20 protein-coding genes and 2 pseudogenes are annotated in these 24,411 nt (G+C 67.7%); 8 read left to right on the top strand and 14 right to left on the bottom strand.

Annotated elements, in window-relative coordinates; genetic code table 11:
• Positions 1–597: an HD domain-containing protein gene (locus tag IEY36_RS23200; protein WP_188971317.1), complete on the top strand. Its 597-nt coding sequence runs from the start codon at positions 1–3 to the stop codon at positions 595–597.
• A gap of 263 nt (positions 598–860) precedes the next feature.
• Here the strand turns inward: IEY36_RS23200 and IEY36_RS23195 are convergent, their stop codons facing one another.
• The 3 genes and pseudogenes from IEY36_RS23195 to IEY36_RS23185 all read right to left on the bottom strand — a co-directional run bounded on the left by IEY36_RS23195 (position 861) and on the right by IEY36_RS23185 (position 3,993).
• Positions 861–1,268: a hypothetical protein gene (locus tag IEY36_RS23195; RefSeq protein WP_188971315.1), complete on the bottom strand. Its 408-nt coding sequence runs from the start codon at positions 1,266–1,268 to the stop codon at positions 861–863.
• 174 nt (positions 1,269–1,442) lie between these two features.
• Positions 1,443–2,547, bottom strand: a pseudogene (locus IEY36_RS23190) (IS3 family transposase).
• A gap of 105 nt (positions 2,548–2,652) precedes the next feature.
• On the bottom strand, positions 2,653–3,993 hold the full coding sequence (locus tag IEY36_RS23185; RefSeq protein WP_229681524.1) for a formimidoylglutamate deiminase: 1,341 nt from the start codon (positions 3,991–3,993) through the stop codon (positions 2,653–2,655).
• Here IEY36_RS23185 and IEY36_RS23180 point away from each other — a divergent pair.
• From IEY36_RS23180 to IEY36_RS23155, 6 genes are read left to right on the top strand one after another with little or no spacing between them, the layout of a single operon-like run.
• A complete protein-coding gene (locus IEY36_RS23180; protein ID WP_229681519.1) occupies positions 3,952–5,139 on the top strand; it encodes an ABC transporter ATP-binding protein in 1,188 nt (395 codons plus the stop codon). The genes IEY36_RS23185 and IEY36_RS23180 overlap by 42 nt on opposite strands.
• Before the next feature lie 15 nt (positions 5,140–5,154).
• Positions 5,155–6,702: an ABC transporter substrate-binding protein gene (locus IEY36_RS23175; RefSeq protein ID WP_229681518.1), complete on the top strand. Its 1,548-nt coding sequence runs from the start codon at positions 5,155–5,157 to the stop codon at positions 6,700–6,702.
• A gap of 19 nt (positions 6,703–6,721) precedes the next feature.
• Positions 6,722–7,663, top strand: coding sequence for an ABC transporter permease (locus tag IEY36_RS23170; RefSeq protein WP_188971313.1), 942 nt, complete (start codon positions 6,722–6,724; stop codon positions 7,661–7,663).
• Positions 7,660–8,538 (top strand): ABC transporter permease, encoded by an 879-nt coding sequence (locus tag IEY36_RS23165; RefSeq protein WP_188971311.1) that lies wholly within the window; start codon positions 7,660–7,662, stop codon positions 8,536–8,538. Before IEY36_RS23170 ends, IEY36_RS23165 begins: the two co-directional genes overlap by 4 nt.
• On the top strand, positions 8,531–9,499 hold the full coding sequence (locus IEY36_RS23160) for an ABC transporter ATP-binding protein (RefSeq protein ID WP_188971309.1): 969 nt from the start codon (positions 8,531–8,533) through the stop codon (positions 9,497–9,499). Before IEY36_RS23165 ends, IEY36_RS23160 begins: the two co-directional genes overlap by 8 nt.
• A gap of 56 nt (positions 9,500–9,555) precedes the next feature.
• Positions 9,556–10,872, top strand: a complete 1,317-nt coding sequence (locus IEY36_RS23155) for an NAD(P)/FAD-dependent oxidoreductase (protein WP_188971307.1) — start codon at positions 9,556–9,558, stop codon at positions 10,870–10,872.
• 379 nt (positions 10,873–11,251) lie between these two features.
• Here IEY36_RS23155 and IEY36_RS23150 read toward each other — a convergent pair whose 3' ends face one another.
• From IEY36_RS23150 to IEY36_RS23100, 10 genes and pseudogenes are all read right to left on the bottom strand, one after another.
• The gene (locus IEY36_RS23150) at positions 11,252–12,424 is read right to left on the bottom strand and encodes an FAD-binding domain (RefSeq protein WP_229681517.1); all 1,173 of its coding nucleotides are present in this window, start codon (positions 12,422–12,424) and stop codon (positions 11,252–11,254) included.
• Between the two features lie 177 nt (positions 12,425–12,601).
• A complete protein-coding gene (locus IEY36_RS23145) occupies positions 12,602–12,934 on the bottom strand; it encodes a hypothetical protein (protein WP_188971305.1) in 333 nt (110 codons plus the stop codon).
• 220 nt (positions 12,935–13,154) lie between these two features.
• Positions 13,155–13,771, bottom strand: a pseudogene (locus IEY36_RS30780) (IS3 family transposase); the annotation flags it as partial.
• Positions 13,772–13,816: 45 nt separating this feature from the next.
• Positions 13,817–14,692 (bottom strand): SMP-30/gluconolactonase/LRE family protein, encoded by an 876-nt coding sequence (locus tag IEY36_RS23130; protein WP_188971300.1) that lies wholly within the window; start codon positions 14,690–14,692, stop codon positions 13,817–13,819.
• Positions 14,692–15,648, bottom strand: coding sequence for a Bug family tripartite tricarboxylate transporter substrate binding protein (locus tag IEY36_RS23125; RefSeq protein ID WP_188971298.1), 957 nt, complete (start codon positions 15,646–15,648; stop codon positions 14,692–14,694). The genes IEY36_RS23130 and IEY36_RS23125 overlap by 1 nt, the downstream gene beginning before the upstream one ends.
• A gap of 21 nt (positions 15,649–15,669) precedes the next feature.
• A complete protein-coding gene (locus IEY36_RS23120; RefSeq protein WP_188971296.1) occupies positions 15,670–17,754 on the bottom strand; it encodes an acetate--CoA ligase family protein in 2,085 nt (694 codons plus the stop codon).
• Between the two features lie 10 nt (positions 17,755–17,764).
• Positions 17,765–18,826, bottom strand: a complete 1,062-nt coding sequence (locus IEY36_RS23115) for an acyl-CoA dehydrogenase family protein (RefSeq protein WP_188971294.1) — start codon at positions 18,824–18,826, stop codon at positions 17,765–17,767.
• Positions 18,827–18,831: 5 nt separating this feature from the next.
• A complete protein-coding gene (locus IEY36_RS23110; RefSeq protein WP_188971292.1) occupies positions 18,832–20,010 on the bottom strand; it encodes an acyl-CoA dehydrogenase family protein in 1,179 nt (392 codons plus the stop codon).
• Between the two features lie 5 nt (positions 20,011–20,015).
• Positions 20,016–20,786, bottom strand: a complete 771-nt coding sequence (locus tag IEY36_RS23105; protein ID WP_188971290.1) for an enoyl-CoA hydratase/isomerase family protein — start codon at positions 20,784–20,786, stop codon at positions 20,016–20,018.
• Between the two features lie 27 nt (positions 20,787–20,813).
• The gene (locus IEY36_RS23100; protein WP_188971288.1) at positions 20,814–21,782 is read right to left on the bottom strand and encodes a Bug family tripartite tricarboxylate transporter substrate binding protein; all 969 of its coding nucleotides are present in this window, start codon (positions 21,780–21,782) and stop codon (positions 20,814–20,816) included.
• Positions 21,783–22,046: 264 nt separating this feature from the next.
• Between IEY36_RS23100 and IEY36_RS23095 the strand changes: the two genes are divergently transcribed.
• On the top strand, positions 22,047–23,615 hold the full coding sequence (locus IEY36_RS23095; RefSeq protein WP_188971286.1) for an ABC transporter substrate-binding protein: 1,569 nt from the start codon (positions 22,047–22,049) through the stop codon (positions 23,613–23,615).
• An 18-nt stretch (positions 23,616–23,633) separates the two neighbouring features.
• Here the strand turns inward: IEY36_RS23095 and IEY36_RS23090 are convergent, their stop codons facing one another.
• A complete protein-coding gene (locus IEY36_RS23090) occupies positions 23,634–24,401 on the bottom strand; it encodes an SDR family NAD(P)-dependent oxidoreductase (RefSeq protein ID WP_229681516.1) in 768 nt (255 codons plus the stop codon).
• Positions 24,402–24,411: the final 10 nt, after the last annotated feature.

The following is a 24,411-nucleotide window of genomic DNA, read 5'->3' as shown; positions in this document are numbered from 1 at the left end:
ATGATGACGTTCCTTACCAGCGAGACACTTGCGGACCTCAGGCGCCGCTACGCAGAGCCCCATCGGAAGCTCCACACCTGGGAACGGGTCACCGAGTTGTTGCGATTCGCCGAGGATGTCGTGAATGGCATCGCGGAACGGCCGGCCTTCATTCTCGCGATCCTCTTTCACAAGGCTGTGTTCGAACCGCGCGCGATCGATTCGGCCGCGCGCAGTGTGGATCTGATGCGAGTATCGATTGGCAAGACTGTCCCAGCTCGCATGCTTGACCGCGCGGAGGCGCTTATCCGTTCGATCGACGAGCGCGAGATTCCGGAGACGGACGATCCGTCGCTCCGTGGGGATGCCGCGCTGCTCCTCGACTTCGACAACGCGCTACTCGGCAGCGACGCGCGACGCTTTGCCGAGTATGAGATGGCCCTTCGGGAGGAGGCTGCTCATCTGCCGGCCGAGAGATATGGCATGGCGCGCTCTACCGCCCTGCAGATGCTGCTGTGGAAGGATCGCATCTTTCTTACAGATCGCTTCTACCTTGAGCGGGAGAAGCGGGCGCGCCGGAACATTGAGGACGCGATCGCGCATCTCGAAGCGGCATAGCGCCACCAACCATGCGAAGGCCGGGCGGCACGAACCGCCTATGCCTAGCTTCCGATCGAACACTGGGCATCTCTGGGACAACAGCCTGTGAGCTTCTCGTCATTCAACATGAACCGCTCGCAGAGCCAGGTAGCACGCGCATACTCGCCGGGGAGCCTTCCTGTCGGCATTAGGGGCTGTTCAGCGACGCAGCGTTCAAACCGGGAATTGCAAATCTCTAGCAAAATCGCCGCTGCAGAATTTCTTCAACATCGGAGATCAATTCAGCGCCTTATCGACATCCCCAGACAAATGCCGGCTATAGCCGCGGCGGCCAGGCTTGAAGCCGGATGCTTCCGGATCAGTGGGGCAAGTCGATCGGTCCAACCTTCCGCCAGCTGCGCAGCGTCTTTCCGCGTCCCCGCGAGCCCTGCCTTGGCGTCAAGGACATCATCCAAGTTGCTGCGTTCCCCACCCGACATGCCTTCCGCGGCCGCGTCGGACAGCTGGCGCGCATCCTGTTCAAGTGTATCGAGCGCTTCGCGCTTCTGCCCCTCAGACAGCTCGCTATCCGTTGCAACATCATGAGGTCCGTCGAAATGGGTCGCGGGCCTATCCACCTTCTCGGCGGTGCGAAGCTGCTGCGTCTCGTCCAGTGCGACAGGCTTTGCCGTCGTTGAGCGATCGGACATCGTTGCCTCCTCCATGTGATAGCATTGCTTAACGCGTTCACCTGTTCAAAGTTGCTGTTCTTAGCGTAGCACCCCCACCCAGGCGGTGCGGCCGGTCTGCCCCCCTGAAAGGTGGTCCTCCCTGAAGTAGGCTTTTGGCCTGATGTGGACCTGACCCCAACTCTGATCCGGGGGCTAGGCAACGTCTCGGGCGTGTTGAGCCTGCTCGGCGAACGCCCGCGGGGTCAAGTTCCGCAGTGACCCATGCGGCCGCTCCTCGTTGTACTCGCGTCGCCAGCCGTCCAGCCGCTGCCGTGCATCGGCCAGCGACAGGACCACGAGGCGTTCAAGCATTCGGCCCGCAGCCGGCTGTTGAACGCCTCGATATGTGCATTGTCCGTGGGTTTGCCCGACCGCGAGAAGTCGATCTCCACCCCGTTCAGGTGCGCCCACTGGCCAACGTCCCCCATTGCCTCCCGATATAGGACGTCGTCCACCTTTAGCGTCTTCGGACGGCCCCGCCCCCGCGCCAGGCGGTCGAGTTCCTGCACCACGTCGAAGGCTCGGAACCTGCCTCTCGGCACAATCGAGAGCGCCTCTCGCGTGTGGGCGTCGAGCACCGCCAGGATCCGGATCGGCCGACCGTCGAACAACTGGTCGGCGACGAAGTCCATCGCCCAGATCTCGTTCGGTGCCGTCGCGCCGGGCCGCCCCACCCGATACCGCCACGCCCGCTTGCGCCGCGGCACCTTGGACCGGATCGTCAGGCCTTCCTCGCTGTACAGGCGATACACGCGCTTCGCGTTCACCGGCCAGCCCTCCCGTCGCAGCAGCACATGCAGTCGTCGGTAGCCGTAGCGCACCCGGCTCGCCGCCAGGTCCCGCAGCCGGACGCGCAACTCTGTCTGCGGATCCTGCCGCGAGCAGCAGCGTTGCGACGACCGATGGAACCCAGTGACATGGCAGGCCCGCCGCTCGCCGATCGCGTAGGCGCCCCGCAGGTGGCGCACCACGTCGCGGCGCACGGCGGGCCTCACCACTTTCGCCGAAGCACGTCCTGCAACATGCTCTTGTCGAGCGTGAGGTCCGCTACCAGCCGTTTCAGCCTGGCGTTTTCCTCCTCGAGCTGCTTCAGGCGCCGGATCTCCGCCGCACCCATCCCGGCGAACTGCTTCTTCCACCTGTAGAATGTCGGCTCGGACACGCCAAGCTTGCGGCAGATCTCGGCCACCGCCGTGCCGCTCTCCGCCTGCCTCAGGGCGAAGGCGATCTGCTCATCCGTGTATCGCTTCTGCTTCATGGCACCCTCCCTCCTTGGTCAGAGTGCCCGAAAAAATTGCCTTGCCGCCGGACCAGTTTCCGGGTTCAGGACCAACCCACGAAAGCGGCGGCACTCCAATCTGACTCATGCCGCCAGGATACGCGCCAGGATCGCGGCAAACCGTCTTTCGGCATCCGCGCGTCGAGGATGGACACCGTTCTCCACGACACGCGTGCCCCGCACCCAGACCTCGTGGATGGTGCTCGCGCGGGCGGCGAAGATCAGGCTGTCGAGCAAACGGTCGCCGGAGCGGCTTACGAAGGCAGGATGCGCGCCGTCGACGATCACTATATCGGCCCATGCGCCGGGCGCAAACCCGGTTGATCCCGCGGCAAGGGCCTGGCTGCCACCTTCGACCGCGCCCTGCCATAGCGCGCGACCAGTCGAGCCGCCCCGCGGCGCGAGCACATTGCGCGCCCGCAACCCAAGGCGCTGGGAATATTCGAGCGTGCGGAGTTCCGTTGCGGCGGAGATGAGCACGTTGGAATCGGTGCCCACGCCGAAGCGGCCACCGGTGGCACGAAACCCCGGCATCGCGAAGACGCCGTCGCCGAGATTGCTTTCAGTGACAGGGCACAAGCCGATGATCGCGCCAGCGCGCGCGGCGTCAGCGAGTTCCCGTTCCGTTGCATGCGTCGCATGGATCAGACACCAACGCGGGGACAGCAGCCCGGCCTCGAGCAGCACCGCCATCGGCGGCATGCCGAGGACGCGGATTGCGGCCTCCACCTCCTTCGCCTGCTCCGCGACGTGGATGTGCAGCGGTTCCCACGGCTGCGCCATGCACGCGACACTACGTATCTCTTCGATCGTTGCAGCACGCAGGGAATGAGGCGCGAGGCCGAGGGTCGCGCCCGCAAGACCGGAGACGGCGCGCCGGCTTCCCTCGACCAGTGCGGCGAAGCCGTCGAGGTCGTTGATGAAGCGCCGCTGTCCCGGCATCGGTGGCGCGCCGCCGATCTCTCCATGGGCGTAGAAGCAGGGCAGCAACGTCAAGCTAATGCCGGTCGCGTCTGCCGCGGCAGCGATGCGGGTGGCCATTTCGGCACGGTCGGAAAATGGCGAGCCGGCCGGATCATGGTGAAGGTAGTGGAATTCGCCGACGCGGGTGAAGCCGCCCTCGAGCATTTCTGCATAGGCAAGGGTTGCGATGGCCTCGACATCTTCAGGCGTGAGGTGCGCCAGGAAGCGATACATCAACTCGCGCCAGGTCCAGAAGGAATCGTCGCTGTCGCCGGCATGTTCGGTCAACCCCGCCATGCCACGTTGGAAGGCGTGGGAATGCAGGTTCGGAAGGCCCGGCAGCGCGATGAGGCGCCCCGGCGCGGCATCGGGAGTGACCGATGCAATGCGCCCTAGCGCGTCCACGTCGATGCGCACGTCGTGGCGCCAGCCCTCGGGCAACAGCGCCTCGGCGAAGACCATGCTGCGCATCACGCGATCCCTCCTGTTAGGGGCTCTGCACCGCATGACACCGCCCGCCGTGCCACGGCAAGGTTGCAACACCACACCGCGATGCTGGACAGCACCGGCGCGCGGAGCCACGCTGTCATGATGAGTGGCACTCCGGCTCTCGAAGTCAACGACCTGCGCACGGAGTTCCGCATCGCCGGCACCTGGCATGCGGCTGTGCGAGGCGTGTCCTTCACCCTGGCACGCGATGAGACGCTCGCGCTGGTGGGCGAGAGCGGCTGCGGCAAGTCAGTGACCGCGTTGTCGATCATGGGGTTGGTGCAGCCGCCGCAAGGGCGCGTCGCGGGCGGGCAGATCCGGCTCGACGGCCGGGACGTCGCGGGCCTGCCAGAGAAGCAATGGGAGAAGCTGCGCGGCGACCGCATCGGCATGGTGTTCCAGGAACCGATGACCTCGCTCAACCCAGTGATGACGGTGGGCGACCAGGTCGCCGAGGCGCTCGTCATCCACAAGGGGCTCTCGCGATCAGCGGCGCTCGAACGGGCACGGGCGCTGTTCGACGAAGTCAAGATCCCTTCGGCCGCGGCGCGGCTGGGCGAATACCCGCACCAATTCTCGGGCGGCATGCGCCAGCGGGTGATGATCGCTATGGCGCTCGCGTGCGAACCCGCGGTCCTGCTGGCGGATGAGCCGACCACGGCACTCGACGTGACGATACAGGCGCAGGTCCTGGGCTTGCTGGCAGACCTCAAGTCCAGGCACGGCATGGCGGTCTTGTTCATCACCCACAACCTGGGTGTCGTGGCGCAGATCGCGGACCGAGTGGCGGTCATGTACGCAGGCCAGATCGTCGAGGAAGGGCCGGTCGCCGCGATCTTCGCGCGGCCTGCCCATCCCTATACGCGCGCGCTTTTCGCCGCGATCCCACGGCTCGATCAGCCCGAGCAGGCCCTCGCGGCGATCCCCGGGCGCGTGCCGTCGCTCGATGCGATGCCAATCGGCTGCGCCTTCGCCGCACGCTGCGAGGAACGTCGCGCCGGCTGCGAGGCGCCGCAGGTCCTGGCGCATGTGGGCAAGGCGCATCGTGCGCGATGCCACGTGGCCACCGTGGCCACGGCCTTCGAGGCCGAGGACACCGCAATTCACGACATACGGTAAGTGAGGGAGGGAGACATGACGATGAGGCTTCGTGCAGGATTGCTGGCGGCGGCGTTCGCTGCTTTCGCGCCGGCGGCAATGGCCCAGCAGGGAACACTGCGCGTCGGCATGGCGGCGCAGGACATGGGGCGGCTCGACCCTCACTACGCCGTCTCGACCATCGACCGCGTGCCGATGCCGTGGATGTTCAACGGCCTGGTGCGGTTTCCGCCCGGCTCGATCGACGCAAGCGCGATCGAGCCCGACCTGGCCGAGCGCTGGGAAAGCAGCGCCGATGGCCGGACCTGGACGTTCCACCTCCGTCGTGGCGTTCGCTTCCATGGCAACTACGGGGAACTGACGGCCGACGATGTCGTCTTCAGCCTCCGCAAGGCGGCCAACCCGCAGACAAGTGCGTTCAGCGGCGACTTCCGCGCCATCCAGACCGTCGAGGCCGTCGACCCTTACACGGTACGCATCGTGCTGCAGGAGAATGTGCCGAACCTTCTCGGCATCCTGACCAACTATGCTGGCGGCTTCATCGTATCCCGCCGCGCGGTCGAGGAGCGTGGCGAGGAATTCAAGCGCGCGCCTATCGGCACCGGCCCCTTTGCTCTCGATCGCATCACGCCGAACCAGAGCGCCGAGTTCGTCGCCAATGCGGGCTATTTCCGCGGTGCACCGCAGATCCCGCGGATCTCGTACCGCTTCATCCCGTCCGATGCCTCGCGCGACCTCGCCTTCCAGAACAGCGAGCTCGACATGAACTACGGTCGGGCGGACCAGACTTGGGTGACGCGCGTGCGCCGGCAACAGGGCGTGACGGTCGACGTATTCGAGCCCGCGGAACTCGCGATCATCCACCTCAACGTTACCCAGCCGCCATTCGATGACATTCGCGTACGTCAGGCGATTGCCCACGCCGTGAACCGCCCGGAACTGGTGCGCTGGCGAGGCCCGGATACCAGCCGTGAAGGCCAGTCCGTGGTGCCACGCGGGTATCAGGGCTTCTCGGCCGACAATGGCCTGCTGCCGCATGACGTGGCGCGCGCCCGCGCGTTGCTGGCGGAGGCCGGGCATCCGAACGGCATCACGGTCCGGGTCATCCATACCCAGTTGCCCGAGATGCTCGCGGCCATGCAGGTTCTGCAGCAACAGCTCCGCCGGGCGGGCATCACGCTCGACCTGCAGGTGGTGGAGCATGCCACCTTCCACCAGCAGATCCGCCAGAACCTTTCGCCGCTGGTCTACTACTCCGCGGCACGGTTCCCGATCGCGGACATCTACCTGACCCAGTTCTTCCATTCGCGCAGCATCGTCGGCACGCCGACGGCGGTGACCAACTTCTCGCATTGCGGGATGGCGGATGCGGAGATCGACGCCGCGCGCGTCTCAACCGACCGTGCCGAGCAGGCCCGACTCTGGGCCGAGGCGCAGCGCAAGCTGGTCGGCGCCGTCTGCGGCGTGCCGCTGATCGAGACGCTGCTCGTGTTCGCGCGGCACGACAATGTGGACTACGGCTACCAGCTCCGCGGCTCGATGAGCCTCGGCCCGCAGATCACCGAAGCCTCGCGGCTGCGGTGAAGGACGTAGCGGGCAGCCCATGATCTGGTTCGTCGCCAAGCGGCTGCTCGCTGCCGTACCAACGCTGGTCGCGGTGCTGACGGTGGTTTTCATCATCGTCCGCATCGTGCCCGGCGACCCGGCGCTCGTGATCCTGGGCGACCAGGCCACGGCCGAGGCGACGGAGGCCTTGCGTGCCCGCCTCGGCACCGACCGCCCGATGCTGGTGCAATACTGGAGCTTCGTCACCAATGCGCTGACCGGCGATTTCGGCTCGTCCCTCGTGACCGGTCGCCCGATCATCGAGGAAGTGGGCGCCGTCCTGCCGCATACGATCGATCTGACGCTCGCCTCGATGGTGCTGGGCGTCGTGGTCGGCGTGCCTGTCGGCATCTGGGCGGCGCTGCGCCGCAACGGCGCCGTGGACATCGCGGCGCGGCTTCTGTCGCTGCTCGGCCTGTCTTTCCCGGTCTTCGTCTCGGGCATCTACCTGCTTCTGCTCTTTGGGCTCCACTGGCGCCTGTTCCCGGTGATCGGCAATGCCGACCTCTCGGATTTCGGTGACAGGCTGCACAAGGTGGTGCTGCCGGCGGTCGCACTCGGGCTGACCATGGCGGCCTACATCACTCGGGTTACGCGCAGCGCCATGCTGCATTCGCTGGGCGAGGACTACATCCGTACGGCGCGCGCCAAGGGCGTCCCCTGGCGCCGCGTGGTCTGGGTGCACGGGCTTCGAAACGCCTCCCTGCCGGTGGTCACGGTGGTGGGCCTTTATGTCGGCATCCTGATCGGCAATTCGGTGCTGACCGAGATCGTGTTCAACAGGCCGGGACTGGGGAAGATCATTGTTGGCGCTCTCAACCAGCGCGACTACACGATGCTGCAGGGACTGATGGTGATCTACTGCTTCCTGATCGTGGTCGTGAACCTCGTCACCGACCTGCTCTACGGTGTCATGGATCCGCGGGTGAAGCAGGCATGAGCGCGGTCGTGGAAGCCCCCCCTTCGCCGCGGGTGCCCGCCCGGCGCAAGGTGCTCGCCAAGGCGCGCAGCAATCCGACGACGCTCGCCGGCGCGATCATCTGCCTCCTGATCCTTGCCGCTGCGATCCTCGCGCCGTGGATCGCACCGCACGACCCCGCCGAGCAGGACATCATGAGCCGCCTCGCGCCGCCGGGTGGCGCCTATCCGCTCGGCACCGACCAGTTCGGGCGGGACATCCTTTCACGCCTGCTGTGGGGGGCACGGATCTCCCTGACCGTCTCGCTTGGCGCCATCGCGCTCGCCTGTGTCATCGGCGGGGCGATCGGCATGGTCTCCGGCTATATTGGCGGGCGCTTCGACCTTTTCGTCATGCAGGTGATGGACGTGCTGCTGTCCTTCCCCTCCCTGATCCTGGGCCTGATCGTCGTGGCGCTGCTCGGGCCGGATCTCGCGAACCTGGTCGTGGCCATCGCGCTGACGGCGATCGCACCCTTCGCACGCATCGCCAGGGCGCCGACACTGGCGCTGAAGGAACGAGCCTTCGTCGAGGCCGGGCGTGCGCTCGGCTTTTCGCACCTGCGCATCGTCTTCCGACACATCCTGCCGAATATCCTGCCGGAGGTAATGGTCATGGCTTCGCTGTGGATGGCGACGGCCGTGCGCGTGGAGGCATCGCTCTCCTTCATCGGCCTCGGCGTGAAGCCGCCGACGCCGACCTGGGGCGGCATGACGCGCGACGGGTTCGAGAACATCCTCGACAGCCCCTGGCTGGCGGTCTTCCCGGGCCTTGCGATCCTTCTGCTGGTGCTGGGCCTGAACCTGGTTGGGGACGGGTTGCGCGATGCCACCGACCCGAAGCTGCGCAATGAGTGAACCCCTCCTTTCCGTGCAGGGCCTGCGCAAGCACTTCGTGCAGCGCAAGGGATTTCCGCGGCCGCGCACCATTGTCGTGCGGGCGGTCGAGGATGTGTCCTTCACCATCGCTCCCGGGGAGGCCTTCGGCCTCGTCGGCGAATCCGGCTGCGGCAAGTCCACCGCCGCACGCGCGCTGCTGCGGTTGATAGAACCCGATGCCGGGCAGGTGACCTATCGCGGCCAGGATGTGCTGGCCGCGCGCGGTGCGGAACTCAAGGCGTTGCGACGGAAGATGCAGATCGTCTTCCAGGACCCCTATTCCTCGCTCGACCCGCGGCAGACGATCGGCTCGGCGCTCATGGAACCGATGCGCGTTCACGGCATCGCCACTGGGCGGGAGGCGCGCGCCCGCGCCGCCGCACTGCTCGAGGAGGTAGGATTGCCGGCGGCAGCGCTCGACCGCCTGCCGCACGAATTCTCTGGTGGCCAACGCCAACGCATCGGCGTCGCTCGCGCGCTGACGCTCGAACCCGAGTTGATCGTCGCGGACGAGCCGGTCAGCGCGCTCGACGTGTCGGTGCAGGCGCAGGTGCTGCTCGTGCTGAAGCAGTTGCGGGCACGACGCGGGCTGTCGTTCCTCTTCGTCAGCCATGATCTCTCGGTCGTGCGGTGGTTCTGCGACCGCGTGGCCGTGATGTATCTCGGGCGCATCGTCGAGGAAGGCCCCGCCGGGCGGGTGCTGGCCGATCCGTTGCACCCCTATGCGAAGATGCTGCGCGACGCCTCTCCGGTGCCGGATCCGACGCGGCGCGGGGTGTTGCCGCGGATCGTGGGCGAGATACCATCAGCCGCCAATCCGCCGCCCGGATGCCCCTTCCATCCACGCTGCCCGCAGGCGATGGATGTCTGTTCCAAGGTGGCGCCACGGTGGACGGTGGCGTCGGGAGGCGGCGGGGTCGCCTGCCACCTGCACGGCTGACGCGCCGCGCACGCACCGACGAGACGGTCGCGCTGCAAGGAAGACGAGAGACCGCCATGACCGACGACGCCTTCGCCCCCGGATTCAAGGAAGAGCCCTGGTGGTGGGAGGCCGCGCCCCCACGCCCCGCCGCCGCGCAGCTGCCCGAGACCGCGGAGGTTCTCGTCATCGGCGGCGGCATTTGCGGTCTCTCGACCGCGATCGAACTTGGCCGTGCCGGAGTGCCGGCGCTGGTGCTGGACCGCGAGGCGATCGGCTGGGGCGCTTCGTCGCGCAACGGCGGAGCCGTGTCCGGTGCGGCGAGCCTGGGGCGCGCGAAGTCCAACCTGCAATCCGCCGTGGACGCGGCGCTGCTCGCCGAGATGGTCGAGGAGGCGGAGCGTTCCTTCGAGGATTTCGAGGCGCTGATCACCGAGGAGGGCATCGCCTGCGACTGGCGCCGCACCGGCCGCTTCGTCGGCGCGCACGCACCCTCGGCCATGGCGACGCTGGCGGCCCGCGCGGACCTGCTCAACCGGAGCGACCCCGGCGTCGCCGAGCTGGTGCCGAGGGAGCGTCTGGCCGAGGAATTGCCCACGCCGCACTACCATGGCGGGCTGATCATTCGCCGCGCCGGCGGGCTGCATCCCGCGCGCTACACGCTCGGCCTGGCGGACGCGGCGCGGCGGCATGGCGCGACGCTCGCAAGCCCGGTTGAGGTCCGCGGCGTCGCGCGCGATGGGAACGTCTTCGTCGTCGCGACGGACAAGGGTGTGGTACGCGCGCGCCAGGTGATGGTCGCGACCAACGGCTACACCGGCCCCGCGACACCCTGGCACCGGCGGCGCGTCATCCCCGTCGCATCCTACATGATCGCGACCGAGCCGCTCGGCGCGGAGCGCGTGCGGACGCTGCTACCGCAGGGTCGCGTCTATGGCGATACCAAGAAAATTCTATACTACTTCCGCCCTTCGCCGGACGGGGAACGCATCCTCTTCGGTGGGCGGGCGACCCTGCGCGATACCGATGTGCGAATCGGTGCGCTCTGGCTGCACAGGCATTTGCTGCACCTGCTGCCGCAATTGCGCGGCACCCGTATCAGCCATGGCTGGAAGGGTAATGTCGCCTTCGCGCTGGACTTCCTGCCACATGTCGGGATGCAGGATGGGATTCACTATGCACTCGGCTGCAACGGCAGCGGCGTGGTGACGATGACGCATCTAGGCCGCGTCGCGGCGCGCATGATGCTGGGGGGCGCCAACCGGGCGTCGGCCTTCGCGCGCGCCACATTGCCCGGCAATCCTCTCTATCGCGGCAGACCGTGGTTCATGCCGCTGGTGACGGGGTGGTACAGACTCAAGGATCGGATGGATGGCTGGCGGGTGCCCGACTAGGTGTTTGGTCCGGGCATTTCACGGTGCAGATGGACCGCAAATCTACGGGCCTCCGCGGCCCATGAGCAGCAGACCAACTAGGAGGGGGTGAGGCCCTTCAGGGTCTTGACGCGCCGGGTGACGTGCCCCCCTCAAATGGAGCCACGATTGGGTAGAGTCCGTTTCGCAAGGGGACGGACGAATGAAGCGCAGCAGGTTCAGCGATGAGCAGATCATCGGGATCTTGAAGGAGCAGGAAGCTGGGGGCGACGGCGACCGACCGCACGCCCTTCAGGGTCGGCGTCATCGCGTGTTCCTGGCACACCGGTCAGGTCAAGGTGAACGGAAATGGCGCCCGACCGCCCGGGCGACCGCCGGCGCCCCGTCCTATGGTCACGGCTCATGGGCCATAGCGAGGGAGTTCCATCTCGTCGCGGATGTCTCGACCGATGGCGATCCTCGCGAGGGCGGGAATGCGGAATGTCCTCATGACCTGGTTGCGGAAAGATAACCCGAGCCGGGTCCGCGGTACCAAGGCCGTGGCGAAGCGCTCCGCCGCCCGCTGCTTGGCCCGGAGGAATGGTCGCAGCCTGTCCTCGTACCGACGGAACGCCTCCTGCGGGCGACCCTGAGAGGCGGCCAGTTCGCCCGCCAGGACGTAGGCCTCGACCATCGCCAGCGCCGTACCTTGGCCCGCGAGGAGGGACACGCAGGCCACCGCGTCGCCAAGCAGGGCCACGCTCCCGCGCGACCAGGCATCCATCCGGATCTGGCTCACCCGATCGAAGTAGAGGTCGTCGCAGGTATCGAGCGCCGCGAGGATGCGTGGGAGTTCCCAGCCGTCATCCGCGAAAGTCTCGCGGAGGCGCGCCTTCTGCGCCGCGACCCCGTGCGCCGCTGGCTCCCCCTGGTCAGCGAAGATGAACAGGAACAGCGTCCGATCGTCGCGGAGGGAGAACCGGCCAACCTGCCGGCCAGGGGCGCCGTGGAGGACGTAGACGAGGTCGTCGCGCGGACGATACCCGGCCGCCTCGAAGGCGGCGACCCGATATCCCAGGTCCTTCTCGTACCGGTCCTGCGAGCCGAAGACGAGGCTGCGCACCCTGAAATGCAGCCCGTCGGCGCCAACGACGAAATCGAAGCGCCGCTTGCCGCCGCGCTCGAACTCGACATGGACACCGTCGTCACCCTGGCGCAGTCCGACGATGCTGTCGCCGAAGATGAACTCGCACGACCCGCTGATCCGGTCGCGGATGAGCCTCGACAGGTCGCTGCGCCCGAGCGTGATGTAGCGGCCCCCGGTGAGGTCTCGGAACACTTCCGCGTTGAACCCGGCGACCCACCGGCCATCGTTGCCGACGATCCGCAGCTCCCGCAGGCGATAGCCGACGCCTGCAATGTCGGGCAGCAGCCCCATCATCTCGGCGATGTCGTAGCCAAGGCCCCAGAAATCGACCACGTAGCCGCCGGTCCGCAAGGCGAGCGCGCACTCGACCAGCGTCGGTACGAACCCGTACCTCTCCAGCCAGTACGCCAGGGTCGGCCCAGCGATGCCCACCCCGCTGATCAGCACGTGACCGGGCGTGGGTTAGGTCCTCCAAAGGCACATGCCCGGGGCAGGCTGGCGAGGTCAGCTCCGGGTCGAAAGCGGCGGCAGTTTGCCCGAGGAGGGCATTCGGCATAAGCCGATCGAGCTTAGACTAAGTGATTGCATGGGCGAGATTTCCGGGATGCGGGGACACGCATCGGCTTATGCCGAACTCGCCTTCAGACGCTCAATACGAGTAACTGATGCCTGTGACTCATACGGGTATTCGGCAATGCGACTCAACATGCCGCACGCCATTCCCGAACGTTCCGACGTCAGCGCAAGCCACCTTTGTGCCATCCGGCGCGGCGCAGCAAGGATGCGGCTTAGGCCCGTCGCCTGCTGACCCTGGCAGTGATCCATGACGTCGGCGCGCCTGTGTAACGTCATCCTGCTGATTTTCTGGGATTGGCTGTTGCGCGCAACGCCGATCGCCTGGACGGCGTGATTGGCCGCCGCGCGCCGGCCCGAAGTCGCTGCGGCGCGGATGGTCATGTGGATGCTGATCAGCGGCCTCTTGTAGGATAGGGCAGTCGTGAGATTACCAGCCCCAAAACGTCCAGGCATTCGGCGATCTGGATCGCCTCACACACTAGCCGCTCGCCACCGAGGGTGATCTGGCTTGGCACGTCGATGATCAGCCCCCGTCGTCTCCGAAACCCCTTCACATCCTGTTGCAGGGCTCAGATGGGAAGCCACCCGCCCCTAACCCGGCCACCACGCACAGCATGCGGAACCTCCGCCTCCCCTCCCGGGTCCGGTCCTCGACGAAGTCGTAGGCCCAGACATGGCCCGCATGCTCCAGCCTGAGCTGAACGCCGGACCCGTCCGCCAGCCAAAGGCGCCCTCGATTCGGCGGCCGCTGCGGTACTTTCAGCCCTGCCCGCCGCCAGATCCGCTCCGCCCGCTTGCGGTTCACCGCCCAGCCGGCGTCCCGTCGCAGTGCGGAGATCCGGTGATAGCCGTAGCGGCCATAGCGTTTCGCCTGCTCGATGATGTCGGCCGTCAGTCGGGCCTCATCGTCCACCCCGCGCGGCGCCTTTCGCCGCGTCGAGCGCTGCTGCCCCAACACTCGGCAGACCTTCCGCTTAGACGTGCCAAGCTCGCGCACCACGTGCTCGACGTAAACCCGGCGCCGCGCAGAGCTCACCATTCTCCCGAAGCGGCCTCCTTCAGCATCATCTTCTCCAGCGTCAGGTCCGACACGGCCTTGCGAAGCCGGGCATTCTCCCGCTCGAGATCTCTCAGCCGCTTCACATGGTCCAGCTTCAGACCGTCAATCTCCGTCCGCCAGCTGCAGTCCGTCGGCTCCGTCACGCCTATCGCGCGCACTGGCCTGCCGCCATCGGTTCTGACACGCGCTCCGACAGCGGCAACTCACACGTTGCATCGAGGCTCAGGCAGGCCACGAACGCCAAGGCCCTCGACGGCGAAGAGCCCGCCGGCGTCCTCCGCCGGATCCTCGAAGCGCAGGCTTCGGGAGATCGAGGTCACATAGAGCACGTCCAGACCGCGGCCGCCGAAGGCAACGCTCGTCGGATAGCGCACCGGAAACTTGAAATGCGACACTATCCGGCCCGCCGGATCAAAGCGCGCGATCGTCGCCGTGCGGATCAGCACCGACCACACATGCCCCTCCGCATCGACGGTCGCGCCGTCGGGTGCGGTTCCAAGGGGGCGCAGATCGGCGAAGACCCGTCTTCCCGATGGCGTGCCCGAAAGTGGGTCGTAGTCGAACGCCCAGATCGTCTGGCGCGTACTGTCTGCGAAGTAGAGGATCCGACCATCCGGGCTAAAGCAAGGGCCATTGGATGTGGCGATGTCCTCGACCAACAGCTCGGCCGTACCCTCCGGATTGAGCCGGAACAGGCCGCCGACGACGGGCTCGTCTTCAGCACGATGGAGATGCATCGTGCCAGCGACGAAGCGCCCCTGCCGGTCGGTCTTCCCGTCGTTCAAGCGGACATTCGGATGGCCCAGCCCGAGCAACGCGAAGGGATCTGTAACGCCCGTGGCGAAGTCGTGGCGATGGAAGCCATTCTGCAGCGATAGGATGGCACCGCCCGAACGGCACAGCGACATCGATCCGACCGGCGCGGGTACGACGAAATCCTGCCGCTCGCCGCTGACCGGATCCAGCCGGTGAATCGTGCCGCCGAGGGAGTCGATCCAGAACAGGCGCTGCGTCTCAGCGTCCCAGATCGGGCCCTCCCCCAGTCGATCCTTCGTCGCACCGACGCGGGTGATGCGCATCAGTCGAGCCGCAGATTGATGGACCGGATCAGCGTGCCCCAGCTCTCGCGCTCGCTCTCGATCATGGTGCGGAACTCGTCGGGGTTGTTGCCGATCAGGTCGGCGCCTTGCGCGGCGAACTGGTTCACCAGCGCCTCGGCCCTCTGCGCCTGATGGAGGGCTTCGATCTGTCGCGCAAGCACCGGCCGCGGCGTCCCCTTCGGCGCGAAGGCGCCATACCAGTAGGAGATGGCGATGTTGCCGAAGCCCTGGTCGGCGAGCGGCCGCACGCCCGGCAGCATCGGCACTTCATGATCGGCGGTGATGCCCAGTGCCTTGATCCGTCCCGCGGCGACCATTTCCGCATGGGCCGGCACGCCATCGAAGGCGAGCTTGATGTCGCCCGCCATCAGCAATTGCTGCATGCCGAGCGAACCGCGATAGGACACATCCGACATGCGGATGCCGGTGACCTGCTTCATCCGCTCGCCACACAGATGCCCGATCGCGCCGGGGTTCGCACCGTAGAGAATCGGCTGCGGCTGCGCATTCGCCCAGGTGATCAGGTCGGGGATGCTGTCCGGCGCGTCCTTGCTGACGTAGAGCACCATATGCGCGCGCATCGCCATGGTCATCGGCTCGAACTGGTCGAGCCGCACCGGTGGCGTCGCGTAGAGATTGGGCAAGGTTGCGAAGGTGGACGACGAGGTCAGCAGGATCGTCTCGCCATCCGGCCGCTGCTGGGCGACGTGCTGAGCGGCGATGACGGTGTTGCCCCCGCTGCGATTGTCCACCACCACGGGCTGCTCGAGGATCGGCTGCATCGCGGCGGCCAGGCGTCGCGCGAGGATGTCCGGCTCGCTGCCGCCATTGAAGGGGACCACGATGCGCAACGGCCGCCCCTGCGCACGGGCGGGGCTCGCAGCACCCATGACGAAGGGCGCGGCCAGCAGCGCGCGCCGGGTTGTCCTGATCATCTCGGCATCCTCCGTTGTCATTCAGTCTTCGGCGCGGAAGGCGACCAGCGCATCGAGCGCGCAGGCTCCCGTCTCCCGCACCAGGAAGGGATTCACTTCGACGCTGTCGATCTCATCCGCGTGGGCCGCGGCGAAGCGCGACAGGGCGCAGAGCGCCTCCACCAGCGCTGCCCGGTCGAGTGCCGGCCCGCCGCGCCAGCCCTTGAGCAGCGCCGCCCCGCGCGAGGCGTCGATCAGCGCCTCCGCCCGTTGCGGCGTGAGCGGTGCCGAGGCGAAGGCGACGTCGCGGAACAATTCCACCGCCACGCCGCCGAGGCCGAACATCACCATCGGCCCGAAGACCGGGTCGGTGAGCGTGCCGATGATGGTCTCGACGCCGCCGCGCGCCATCGGCGCGACCAGCACGCCGTCCAGCCGCGCATCGGGCCGTGCGATGCCCGCGCGTTCCGTCAGCGTCGCGAAGGCGGCGCGCACGGCGGTGCCATCCGCGACGTTCAGCATCACGCCGCCGACCTCCGTCTTGTGCGGAATGTCGTCGGACAGGATCTTCATCACGACCGGATAGCCGAGCCGATCCGCAGCCGCGACGGCGGCTTCCGCACCCGCACAGGCTTCCTCGGGCAGCACTGACACGCCGGCTGCGGCGAGCAGCGCCTTGGCCTGCGCCTCATTCGCGACGGTCATGCCGAGCGGGGCGGCCGTCGCGATGCCAGGCACGGGCTCCGCCTCGGCCTGGAGCCGCCGCAGTCGCGCAGCACCTGCCACGGCGCGCACGGCGCGGGTCGGGTCCTCGAAGACCGGCACGCCCATGGCTTCGAGTTGCTGACGCACCTCGTCGATATGCGTCATCACCGCGACGACGGTACGGTCGGGCTGCCTGCGCCGCAAAGCGAGGAAAGCGCCCTCGACCTTCGGGAAGCGCGTCATGTCGCGGCCGAGATGCGCCAGGTAGAAGAACAGCGCACCGAGATCGGCCCCGCCCATCATGGACTGGCTGATCGTCTCGATCACGTGCAGCCGGCCCGCGAGCTGCGCGGTGGTGTCGATCGGGTTGCGGCCGCCGGCCATCGGCTGCACGGCGCGGATGGCGTCGAGCGCATCCACAGACAGCGCCGGGACGGACAGTCCTGCCTCGATGCAGGCGTCAGCCATCAACACGCCGATGCCGCCCGAGACGCTGACGATGCCGGCACTCACAAGCGGCGGCAGCGGCGCGATGGCGCAGAGATAGGCGACATCCAGCATCTCCTCGATGGAGGAGACGCGCAGCGCGCCGCATTCGCGGAAGACCGTGTCGATGACGCGGTCCTCGCCGGCGAGCGAGCCGGTATGCGTCGCCGCCGCGGCCGCGCCGACCTCGCTGCTGCCGACCTTCATGATGATGACGGGCTTGCGCAGGGCGGCCGCCTTCAGCAGGGCGCGGCGCAGGCCGTCACCGTTGCCGCATCCTTCGAGGGAGGCGCAGATGACCCGCGTGCCGGGGTCGTCCGCCAGGTAGTCGATGGCTTCCGCGACGTCGATGTCCACCTCATTGCCGGTGGCGATGGCGCGGCTGATACCGATGCCGCGGAAACCCGCGACGGCGTAGATGTGCGAGCCGTAGGCGCCGGACTGCGTTGCCACGCCGACGCTGCCCGGCGGCGGCTTGGCCGTCGCCAGAAGGCTCGAGAAGGTGCCGAAGAAGCCATCAGGCGGGGAGATGCTGCCCAGGCAGTTGGGCCCGGTCAGGCGGATGCCATGGGCGCGCGCCTGTTCGCCAAGCCGCGCCTGCATCGCGACGCCCTCGCCGCCCTCCTCGGCGAAGCCGGAGGAGAGCACCTGCGCGAATTTCACGCCCCTGGCTGCGCAATCCTCGATCGCCTGGGCGACGAGCGGCGCGGGCAGCAGGATCAAGGCGCAGTCGGGCGTCTCCGGCAGGTCGGCGACGCTGCGCCAGGCCGGCAGCCCCTGCACTTCCTTGGCGCTGACATTGATCGGGTAGATCCGGCCTTGATAGCCGAGTTCCTTCAGATGCAGCAGCGTGCGGCCGCCGAGCTTCTCCGGGTCGCCCGAGGCACCGACGACCGCAACGGAACGCGGCCTGAACATCTTCTCCAGCGGATGCATCGGCCTGCCCTCACGCTGCGGCGACAAGCAGGCGCTGGGCCTGGACGCTGCGGTCACCGTATTCGAACTCCGCCATCATGATCCGCCGCGCCAGGCGGATGGCCTGCAAGCCCTCGGTCATGCCCATGCCGCCGTGGCACTGGATGGTGGATTGCGCGATGAAGCGCCCGGCCTCGCCGAGGCGCAGCTTGGCGAAGGCGATGTCGCGCCAGGCCTCGGGCCCACCCGCCGCGGTGGTGCGCAGCGCGTGGGACACTAAGCCGCGAAGGTTCTCGTATTCCACATACATCTCCGCCACGCGGTGACGCAGCGCCTGATGCGTCGCCAGCGGCACGCCGAACTGCACGCGGTTGAGCAGGTAGTCGATGGTCTGCTCCAGCAGCGCCCCGGCGGCGGAAACGCATTCGACGCAGGTCAGCAGCGCGCCAAGATCGCGCGCCTCGGCCGCGCGCCGCGCAACGGCTTCACCGCGCGCGAGGGTATCGGCGCCGATGCCGGTGAAGCGCCAATCGGCGGAAGGCCGGCCATCGATGCGCTGGTAGCGCGTGATGGCAACGCCGGGCGTGTCGACAGCCACCAGCAGCAACGCATCCTCGACGACGACTACTGCATGGGTCGGGTCGGGCGGGGTCTCGATGCCGACGACCGCACCGGTCAGGCGGCCATCGGCGAAGCGGAGCGCGTCGGCTTCGTCGTCACGCGCCGCTTCGGTCGGTATCAGCGCGATGCGGAAGCGACCCTCGGCGAGCGGCGCCACCACGGCCGGGTGCCCCGCCAGCAGATGCGGCAGCACGCCGCAGGCGGCGACGATCGGCAACGGCAGCCCGCCACGCCCGGCGCCGCCGACCAACGCGGCGAGGTCGGACAATTCGCCGCCGGCGCCGCCAGCCTCCTCGGGGATCGCCGTGGTGATCCAGCCAAGTTCGGCGATGGCATCCCAGTGCCGCCGCAGGCAGGCCGCCTGCTCGGTGGCGTCGGCGATCTGCGCGAGTTCGGTGTCGGCCGCCAGGCCGATGCTGCAGGCCTGCTCGAAGGCGTCGCCGCCGATGATGGGTTTGGCTGTGAAGGGCATGCGCGTCAGATTCCGAACAGCTGCTTGGCGATGACGTTCTTCTGCACTTCGCTGCTGCCGCCATAGATCGTGCGGACGCGGCCATACATGTAGTTCTGCACCCATTCGATGCCGGGGGCCTCGGCATTGGCGCCGGCGGCATCGGTCGGGCGGAAGCGCGGCGCGAGGCGTTCACCCACCGCATCCAGCGCGATCTCCGCGACATGCTGCGAGGTCACGCTGGTGGACAGTTTCAGCACGGAGGGCAGCAGGCCGAGCGAGCGGCCTTCCATGGTCGCCGCGATGGCTTCCTGCCCGAGCGCCTGCGCACCGCGCAGCTCGGCCTCGGCCATCAGCAGGCGTTCCTCCAGCGTGCTGCGCTTGAGCGCATGGCGCGGTGCGGCGAGTTCCTGCGCGAGCAGCGCGCGGGTGCGTTCGAGGTTCTTCAGCATCGGCGCGACATTGGCGCCGCCGAGGCGCTCGCGTTCCAGCAGGAACTTGCCATAGGTCCAACCCTGGCCTTCCTCGCCCACGCGGTTGGCGACCGGCACGCGGACATTGTCGAGGAACACCTCGTTGACATGGTGCCAGCCGTCGATGGTGCGGATTGGGCGGATGCTGATGCCAGGCGAATCCAGCTTGATCAGCAACAGGCTGATGCCCTGCTGCTTCTTCGCCTCCTTCGAGGTGCGGACCAGCGTGTACATCCAGTCCGATTCTTGCGCGTGGGAGGTCCAGGTCTTCTGGCCTTCCACGACATACTCATCGCCTTCCCGTCGCGCGGCGGTGCGCAGCGAGGCGAGGTCGGACCCCGCGCCCGGCTCGGAATAGCCCTGGCACCACCAATCCTGCCCGCTGAGGATGCCGGGCAGGAAGCGTTGCTTCTGCTCGTCGGAACCGAATTCGATGATGACGGGCCCAAGGTGGCGCAGCCCGTGATGGTACTGCGGCGGGCAGTCGCATTCGGCCATCACCTCGTCGAAGATGTGGCGCTGCTTCAGGTTCCAGCCGGTGCCGCCATGCTCCTTCGGCCAACCGGGAGCGCCCCAGCCATGCTCGAACAGGATCTTCTGCCAGGGGTACCAGACCTTGCGCGACAGCTTGCGATAGGTCGCGACCACCGCGCGTATCTCCGGCGGGCAGCGCATCATCGCGAAGTCGCGGACTTCCTCGCGGAAGGCGTCGTAGTCGATGGCGGCGGTCATGATGTTCAGCGTCCCTTGAAGACCGGCTTGCGCTTCTCGATCTGCGCGGTGCGGGCTTCCTTCGCGTCCTCGGTCTTGGACAATTCGTAGGTGAAGTTCTGCTCGAAGCGATAGGCGTCCTTGGGCGGCATCAGCTCGACCATGTTGCAGCTTGTCTTGGCATACTTGATGCCGAGCGGGCTCTTTTCCGCGATGCGCGCGGCCATCTTCATGGCCTCGGGCAACAGTTCCTCCGGCTTCCAGACGGAATCGACGACACCGAGGCGATACAGTTCGGAAGCGGGGAACTTGTCCCCTGTGAACATCAACCGCCGCGCGAAGGAGCGGGTGAAGAACTCGTTGGCCATCGCCGCGCCGCCGGCCAGCCCGACGTCGATCTCGGGCATCGAGAAATAGGCAGTCTCCGACGCCATCATGATGTCGCAGGCGGTCATCAGCCCGAAGCCCGCGCCAAGCGCCGCCCCGTTCACCGCCGCGATCACCGGCTTGGCGCATTCGCGGATGGCGTTGTTCGTCTCGCGCGTGATGCGGTTGTGGTGCCAATAGGCACCGGGGATGCTGGGATCCGGCCGCTGCTTCAGATCCGCACCGGCCGAGAAGATCTTGCCCTGTCCCGTCAACACCAGGACGCGAATGTCCTCGCGGTCGTTGGCCAGGTCGAAGATTTGGATGATGCGGTCGCGCACCTCGGCATTCACCGCATTGACCGGCGGCCGGTTCAGCGTGACCAGGCCAATATGGTCGGCGACTTCAAGCGTCACGACATCGGAAGACATGGCAATGCTCATTTCCTGAAGGATGGATCAGCCGGCCTGGATGCCGGCACGTCGGATGACCTCGCCCCATTTCGCCGATTCACGGGCCAGCATGGCGCCGAGCTCCTCGGGCGAGCTGGAGACCGGCGGGCTCGATCCGGCGGCCTGCATGCGGGCCTTCAGCTCGGGATCGGCCAGCACCTGGACGAGCGCCTGGTTCAGCCGCCGGATGATGGGCTCGGGCGTGCCGGACCGCACGCAGATGTAGTTGATGACGCCCACCTCGAAGCCCGGGATGGTCTCGCCGATGGTCGGCACATCGGGAAGCTCCGCCATGCGTTCGGCACTTGTCACCGCGATCGCGCGAAGATGTCCGGATTGCAGCAGCGGCAGCATCGGTCCGTAGGAGTCGATCGACATCGTCACACGTCCCGCCGCCACGTCCTGCAGGGCGGGGCCGGTGCCGCGATAGGGCACGTGCGACATGCGGATCCCGGCTTCCATGCACAGCAATTCGCCGGCGAGGTGACTGCCGGCGCCGATGCCGGAACTCGCGAAGGTCAGTTCGCCCGGCCGCGCCTTGGCAAGGGCGATGACCTCGGCGACGCTGCGTGCGGGAACGTCACGATGCACAGCCATCACATAGGCGCCGCGCGTCAGCAGGCTGACCGGCGCGAAGTCGCGATCCGGATCGTAGGGCAGCGACGCCATGAGATGCCGGTTCGTGATCAGCGGGCCCGGCGTGCCGTAGAGCAGGGTGTAGCCATCCGCGGGCGCCTGCGCGACTGCCACGGTGCCGATCGTCCCGCCCGCGCCGCCGCGATTTTCCACCACCACGGCCTGGCCCAGGACCGCGCCCAGTGGCTCGGCCACCAGGCGCGCGGACGGGTCGGCCCCGCCGCCCGGCACGAACGGCACGATCATACGCACCGGCCGCACCGGATAGGACTGCGCAACCGCCGACCGGGCCGCGGCAGCCGTGGCGAGACCACCCAGCAGGGCCCGGCGGGTCGTCATGCCCGATCCAGTTCGTTCGTTGACCATGGCCTGGTTCCCTTCCCGCGCCGACCGGCTCTCCAGCACTGCAGGCTGATCGACCGGTCAGTCAATGCCTCCAGTCTGGCGTCAGGGCGACGATCCCGCAAGTGCCCACTGAACGGTATTGCGCATGAAAGTGCCCTGGCCTTGCGGCGCGGGCCGGGTCGACATAGCCTTACCGCAATTGACCGAACGGTCAGGTCTCGCGGCAAGGCTGGCGGGACCCAAGGAGAGGAGATCGCCATGTTCACCACCACGCGACGCCTGCTGCTCAGCCTTGCCCTGCTGCCCGCAGGGCCCGCCATGGCCGACGACCAGAACCTCACCATGGGCGTCGGCTCCCCGGTCTCCTCGCTTGATCCGCACTACCACCTCCTGCGCTCCAACAACGAGGTGGCGCAGATGCTGTTTGACGGGCTGCTGACCACCGATGCACGGGCACAGCTCCAGCCCGGTCTCGCCGAGAGCTGGCGCACCGTGGGCGACGACATGTGGGAGTTCACGCTGCGCGAGGGCGTGCGGTTCCACGACGGCACGCCGCTGACCACCGACGATATCGCCTTCACCTTCGAGCGCATCCCGCAGATGCGTGGTCCCGGCGCCTCCTTCTCGGCCATGGTGCGGCCGGTGCAGCGGCTCGAGATCGTCAGCGACCGCATCGTGCGGATGCACACCAGCCGACCCGCCCCGCTGCTTCCCACCTATCTGTCGCAGGTGATGATCCTCAGCCGGCGACTGCATGCCGAGGCGACCACCAGCGACTTCAACAGCGGCAAGGCGGCGATCGGCACCGGCCCCTTCCGCCTGGTCTCCCATGCGTCGGGCGACCGCATCGTTGTCGCGCGCAACGACCAGTACTGGGGGCCCAAGCCGCAATGGGCCGGCGTCACCTACCGCATGATAACCAATGATGCGGCGCGCACCGCGGCGCTGCTGTCGGGCGATGTGGACATCATCGACCAGATATCGACGAGCGATCTCGAGCGACTGCGGCACGACAACCGCTTCCGCGTCGCGGAGACGACCAGCCTGCGCGTCATGTACATCACCCTGGATGGCACGCGGGAGCCGCCGGTGCCGCTGCTGTCCGCGCAGGGGGATCGCAACCCGCTCGCCGATCCGCGGGTGCGGCGCGCTCTCGCCATGGCGATCGACCGCCGCCAGCTTGTCGAACGCGTCATGGAAGGTGCCGCGCTGGCGACGGCACAGTTCATGCCCCCCGGCAGCTACAGCGCCATCCCGGACCGGCCCGTGCCGGCGGCCGATCCGGCGGGTGCCCGGCGGCTGCTCGCCGAAGCCGGCTATCCGCAGGGTTTCCAGATCACGCTGATGGGGTCGAACGACCGCTACATGAACGACGCACGCGTGGTCCAGGCGATCGGCCAGATGTGGACGCGCATCGGCGTGCGCACCACGGTCGAGGCCCAGCCCTATGCGACGTTTATCGGACGCGCGACGCGGCGCGAGGCGCCCGCCGCGCTCCTGACATGGGGCAACTCGACCGGCGAGGTCTCGGTCCTGCTGAACTCGGTGCTGCGCACGCCCAACCGCGATCGCGGGCATGGCGCCGCCAACCGGCTGCTGTATTCCAACCCGGCGATGGACGCCCTCGTCGCCGCGGCGGAGGTGGAGATGGATGACGCGAAGCGCGAGGACCTGCTGCGTCGTGCCAGCGCCGCCGCGTTGGACGACGGCATGCTGGTGCCGCTCTACCTGCAGAATGCGCTCTGGGCGATGCGGTCGGGCCTCACCTACGAGGCACGCATGGACGAACGCAATGACCCGACCACGGTGAGGGCCGCCGCGCGCTGAGCCGCGCGGCCGAACCAGTCAGATGTTGGTGGTGGTGATGCCACCATCCACCGCCAGCACTTGGCCGGTGACGAAGCTGGCCTGGTCGGTGGCGAGGAAGCAGATCGCGCGGGCGATGTCCTCCACCGTGCCGAGCCGCCCGAGCGGCGTGCGCGCGATGCGCCGCTGGTCCTTCTCTGCCGTGCGATGCTTCTGCGTGCCCTCGGTCGGCACGGCCGACGGCGCGATGGCGTTCACGCGAATGCCGCGCGGCCCCAGATCCGCCGCCGCGGCGCGGGTGATCCCCATCACGCCCGCCTTGATGCCGCTGTAGACGATGGAGGACGGCGTCGCCCGCAACCCAGCAGTGGAAGCGACATTGATGATCGCGCCGCCGCGTTCGGCGTCCATCGCCTCGGCCGCGGCCTGGATGCCCCAGATCACCGATTTGAAGCCGACCTCGACCATGCGGTCCACGGTTTCGGGCGCGATGTCCGGCACCGCCTGGTAGCGCACCCACGCGGCGTTGTTCACCAGCACGTCGAATCGCCCGGCCCGTTCGGCGAGGCCCAGCACCGCCGCGCGCATGCCGTCCCGCGTGCCGACATTCTGCGCGATGCCGATCGCCTTCCCGCCCGCCGCCTCGATCGCCGCGACCGTCGCGTCGACGAAGTCCTGCTTGAGGTCGTTCACCCCGACCACCGCACCCATCGCCGCCATCCGCAACGCCGTGGCGCGACCGATGCCGTTCCCCGCGCCGGTGATCAGCGCTGCGCGCCCCGCCAGCATCATGTCCTGAAGTTCCATGCTCTTCCCC

The sequence above is a fragment of the Neoroseomonas lacus genome (genome assembly GCF_014644535.1).
Lineage (GTDB): Bacteria > Pseudomonadota > Alphaproteobacteria > Acetobacterales > Acetobacteraceae > Neoroseomonas > Neoroseomonas lacus.
The sequence above is the reverse complement of the archived record's forward strand: the minus strand, read 5'-3'. Positions and strand labels throughout refer to the sequence as shown.

Bases quoted from the DNA above. Each gene is read 5' to 3' on its own strand.
- IEY36_RS23200 (WP_188971317.1), top strand. From the start codon at position 1: ATGATGACGTTCCTTACCAGCGAGACACTTGCGGACCTCAGGCGCCGC.
- IEY36_RS23195 (WP_188971315.1), bottom strand. From the start codon at position 1,268: ATGTCCGATCGCTCAACGACGGCAAAGCCTGTCGCACTGGACGAGACG.
- IEY36_RS23110 (WP_188971292.1), bottom strand. From the start codon at position 20,010: ATGACCGCCGCCATCGACTACGACGCCTTCCGCGAGGAAGTCCGCGAC.
- IEY36_RS23090 (WP_229681516.1), bottom strand. From the start codon at position 24,401: ATGGAACTTCAGGACATGATGCTGGCGGGGCGCGCAGCGCTGATCACC.
- IEY36_RS23165 (WP_188971311.1), top strand. From the start codon at position 7,660: ATGAGCGCGGTCGTGGAAGCCCCCCCTTCGCCGCGGGTGCCCGCCCGG.
- IEY36_RS23125 (WP_188971298.1), bottom strand. From the start codon at position 15,648: ATGATCAGGACAACCCGGCGCGCGCTGCTGGCCGCGCCCTTCGTCATG.
- IEY36_RS23105 (WP_188971290.1), bottom strand. From the start codon at position 20,786: ATGTCTTCCGATGTCGTGACGCTTGAAGTCGCCGACCATATTGGCCTG.
- IEY36_RS23170 (WP_188971313.1), top strand. From the start codon at position 6,722: ATGATCTGGTTCGTCGCCAAGCGGCTGCTCGCTGCCGTACCAACGCTG.
- IEY36_RS23130 (WP_188971300.1), bottom strand. From the start codon at position 14,692: ATGCGCATCACCCGCGTCGGTGCGACGAAGGATCGACTGGGGGAGGGC.
- IEY36_RS23155 (WP_188971307.1), top strand. From the start codon at position 9,556: ATGACCGACGACGCCTTCGCCCCCGGATTCAAGGAAGAGCCCTGGTGG.
- IEY36_RS23095 (WP_188971286.1), top strand. From the start codon at position 22,047: ATGTTCACCACCACGCGACGCCTGCTGCTCAGCCTTGCCCTGCTGCCC.
- IEY36_RS23115 (WP_188971294.1), bottom strand. From the start codon at position 18,826: ATGCCCTTCACAGCCAAACCCATCATCGGCGGCGACGCCTTCGAGCAG.
- IEY36_RS23145 (WP_188971305.1), bottom strand. From the start codon at position 12,934: ATGACCATCCGCGCCGCAGCGACTTCGGGCCGGCGCGCGGCGGCCAAT.
- IEY36_RS23100 (WP_188971288.1), bottom strand. From the start codon at position 21,782: ATGACGACCCGCCGGGCCCTGCTGGGTGGTCTCGCCACGGCTGCCGCG.
- IEY36_RS23160 (WP_188971309.1), top strand. From the start codon at position 8,531: ATGAGTGAACCCCTCCTTTCCGTGCAGGGCCTGCGCAAGCACTTCGTG.
- IEY36_RS23175 (WP_229681518.1), top strand. From the start codon at position 5,155: ATGACGATGAGGCTTCGTGCAGGATTGCTGGCGGCGGCGTTCGCTGCT.
- IEY36_RS23185 (WP_229681524.1), bottom strand. From the start codon at position 3,993: ATGGTCTTCGCCGAGGCGCTGTTGCCCGAGGGCTGGCGCCACGACGTG.
- IEY36_RS23120 (WP_188971296.1), bottom strand. From the start codon at position 17,754: ATGCATCCGCTGGAGAAGATGTTCAGGCCGCGTTCCGTTGCGGTCGTC.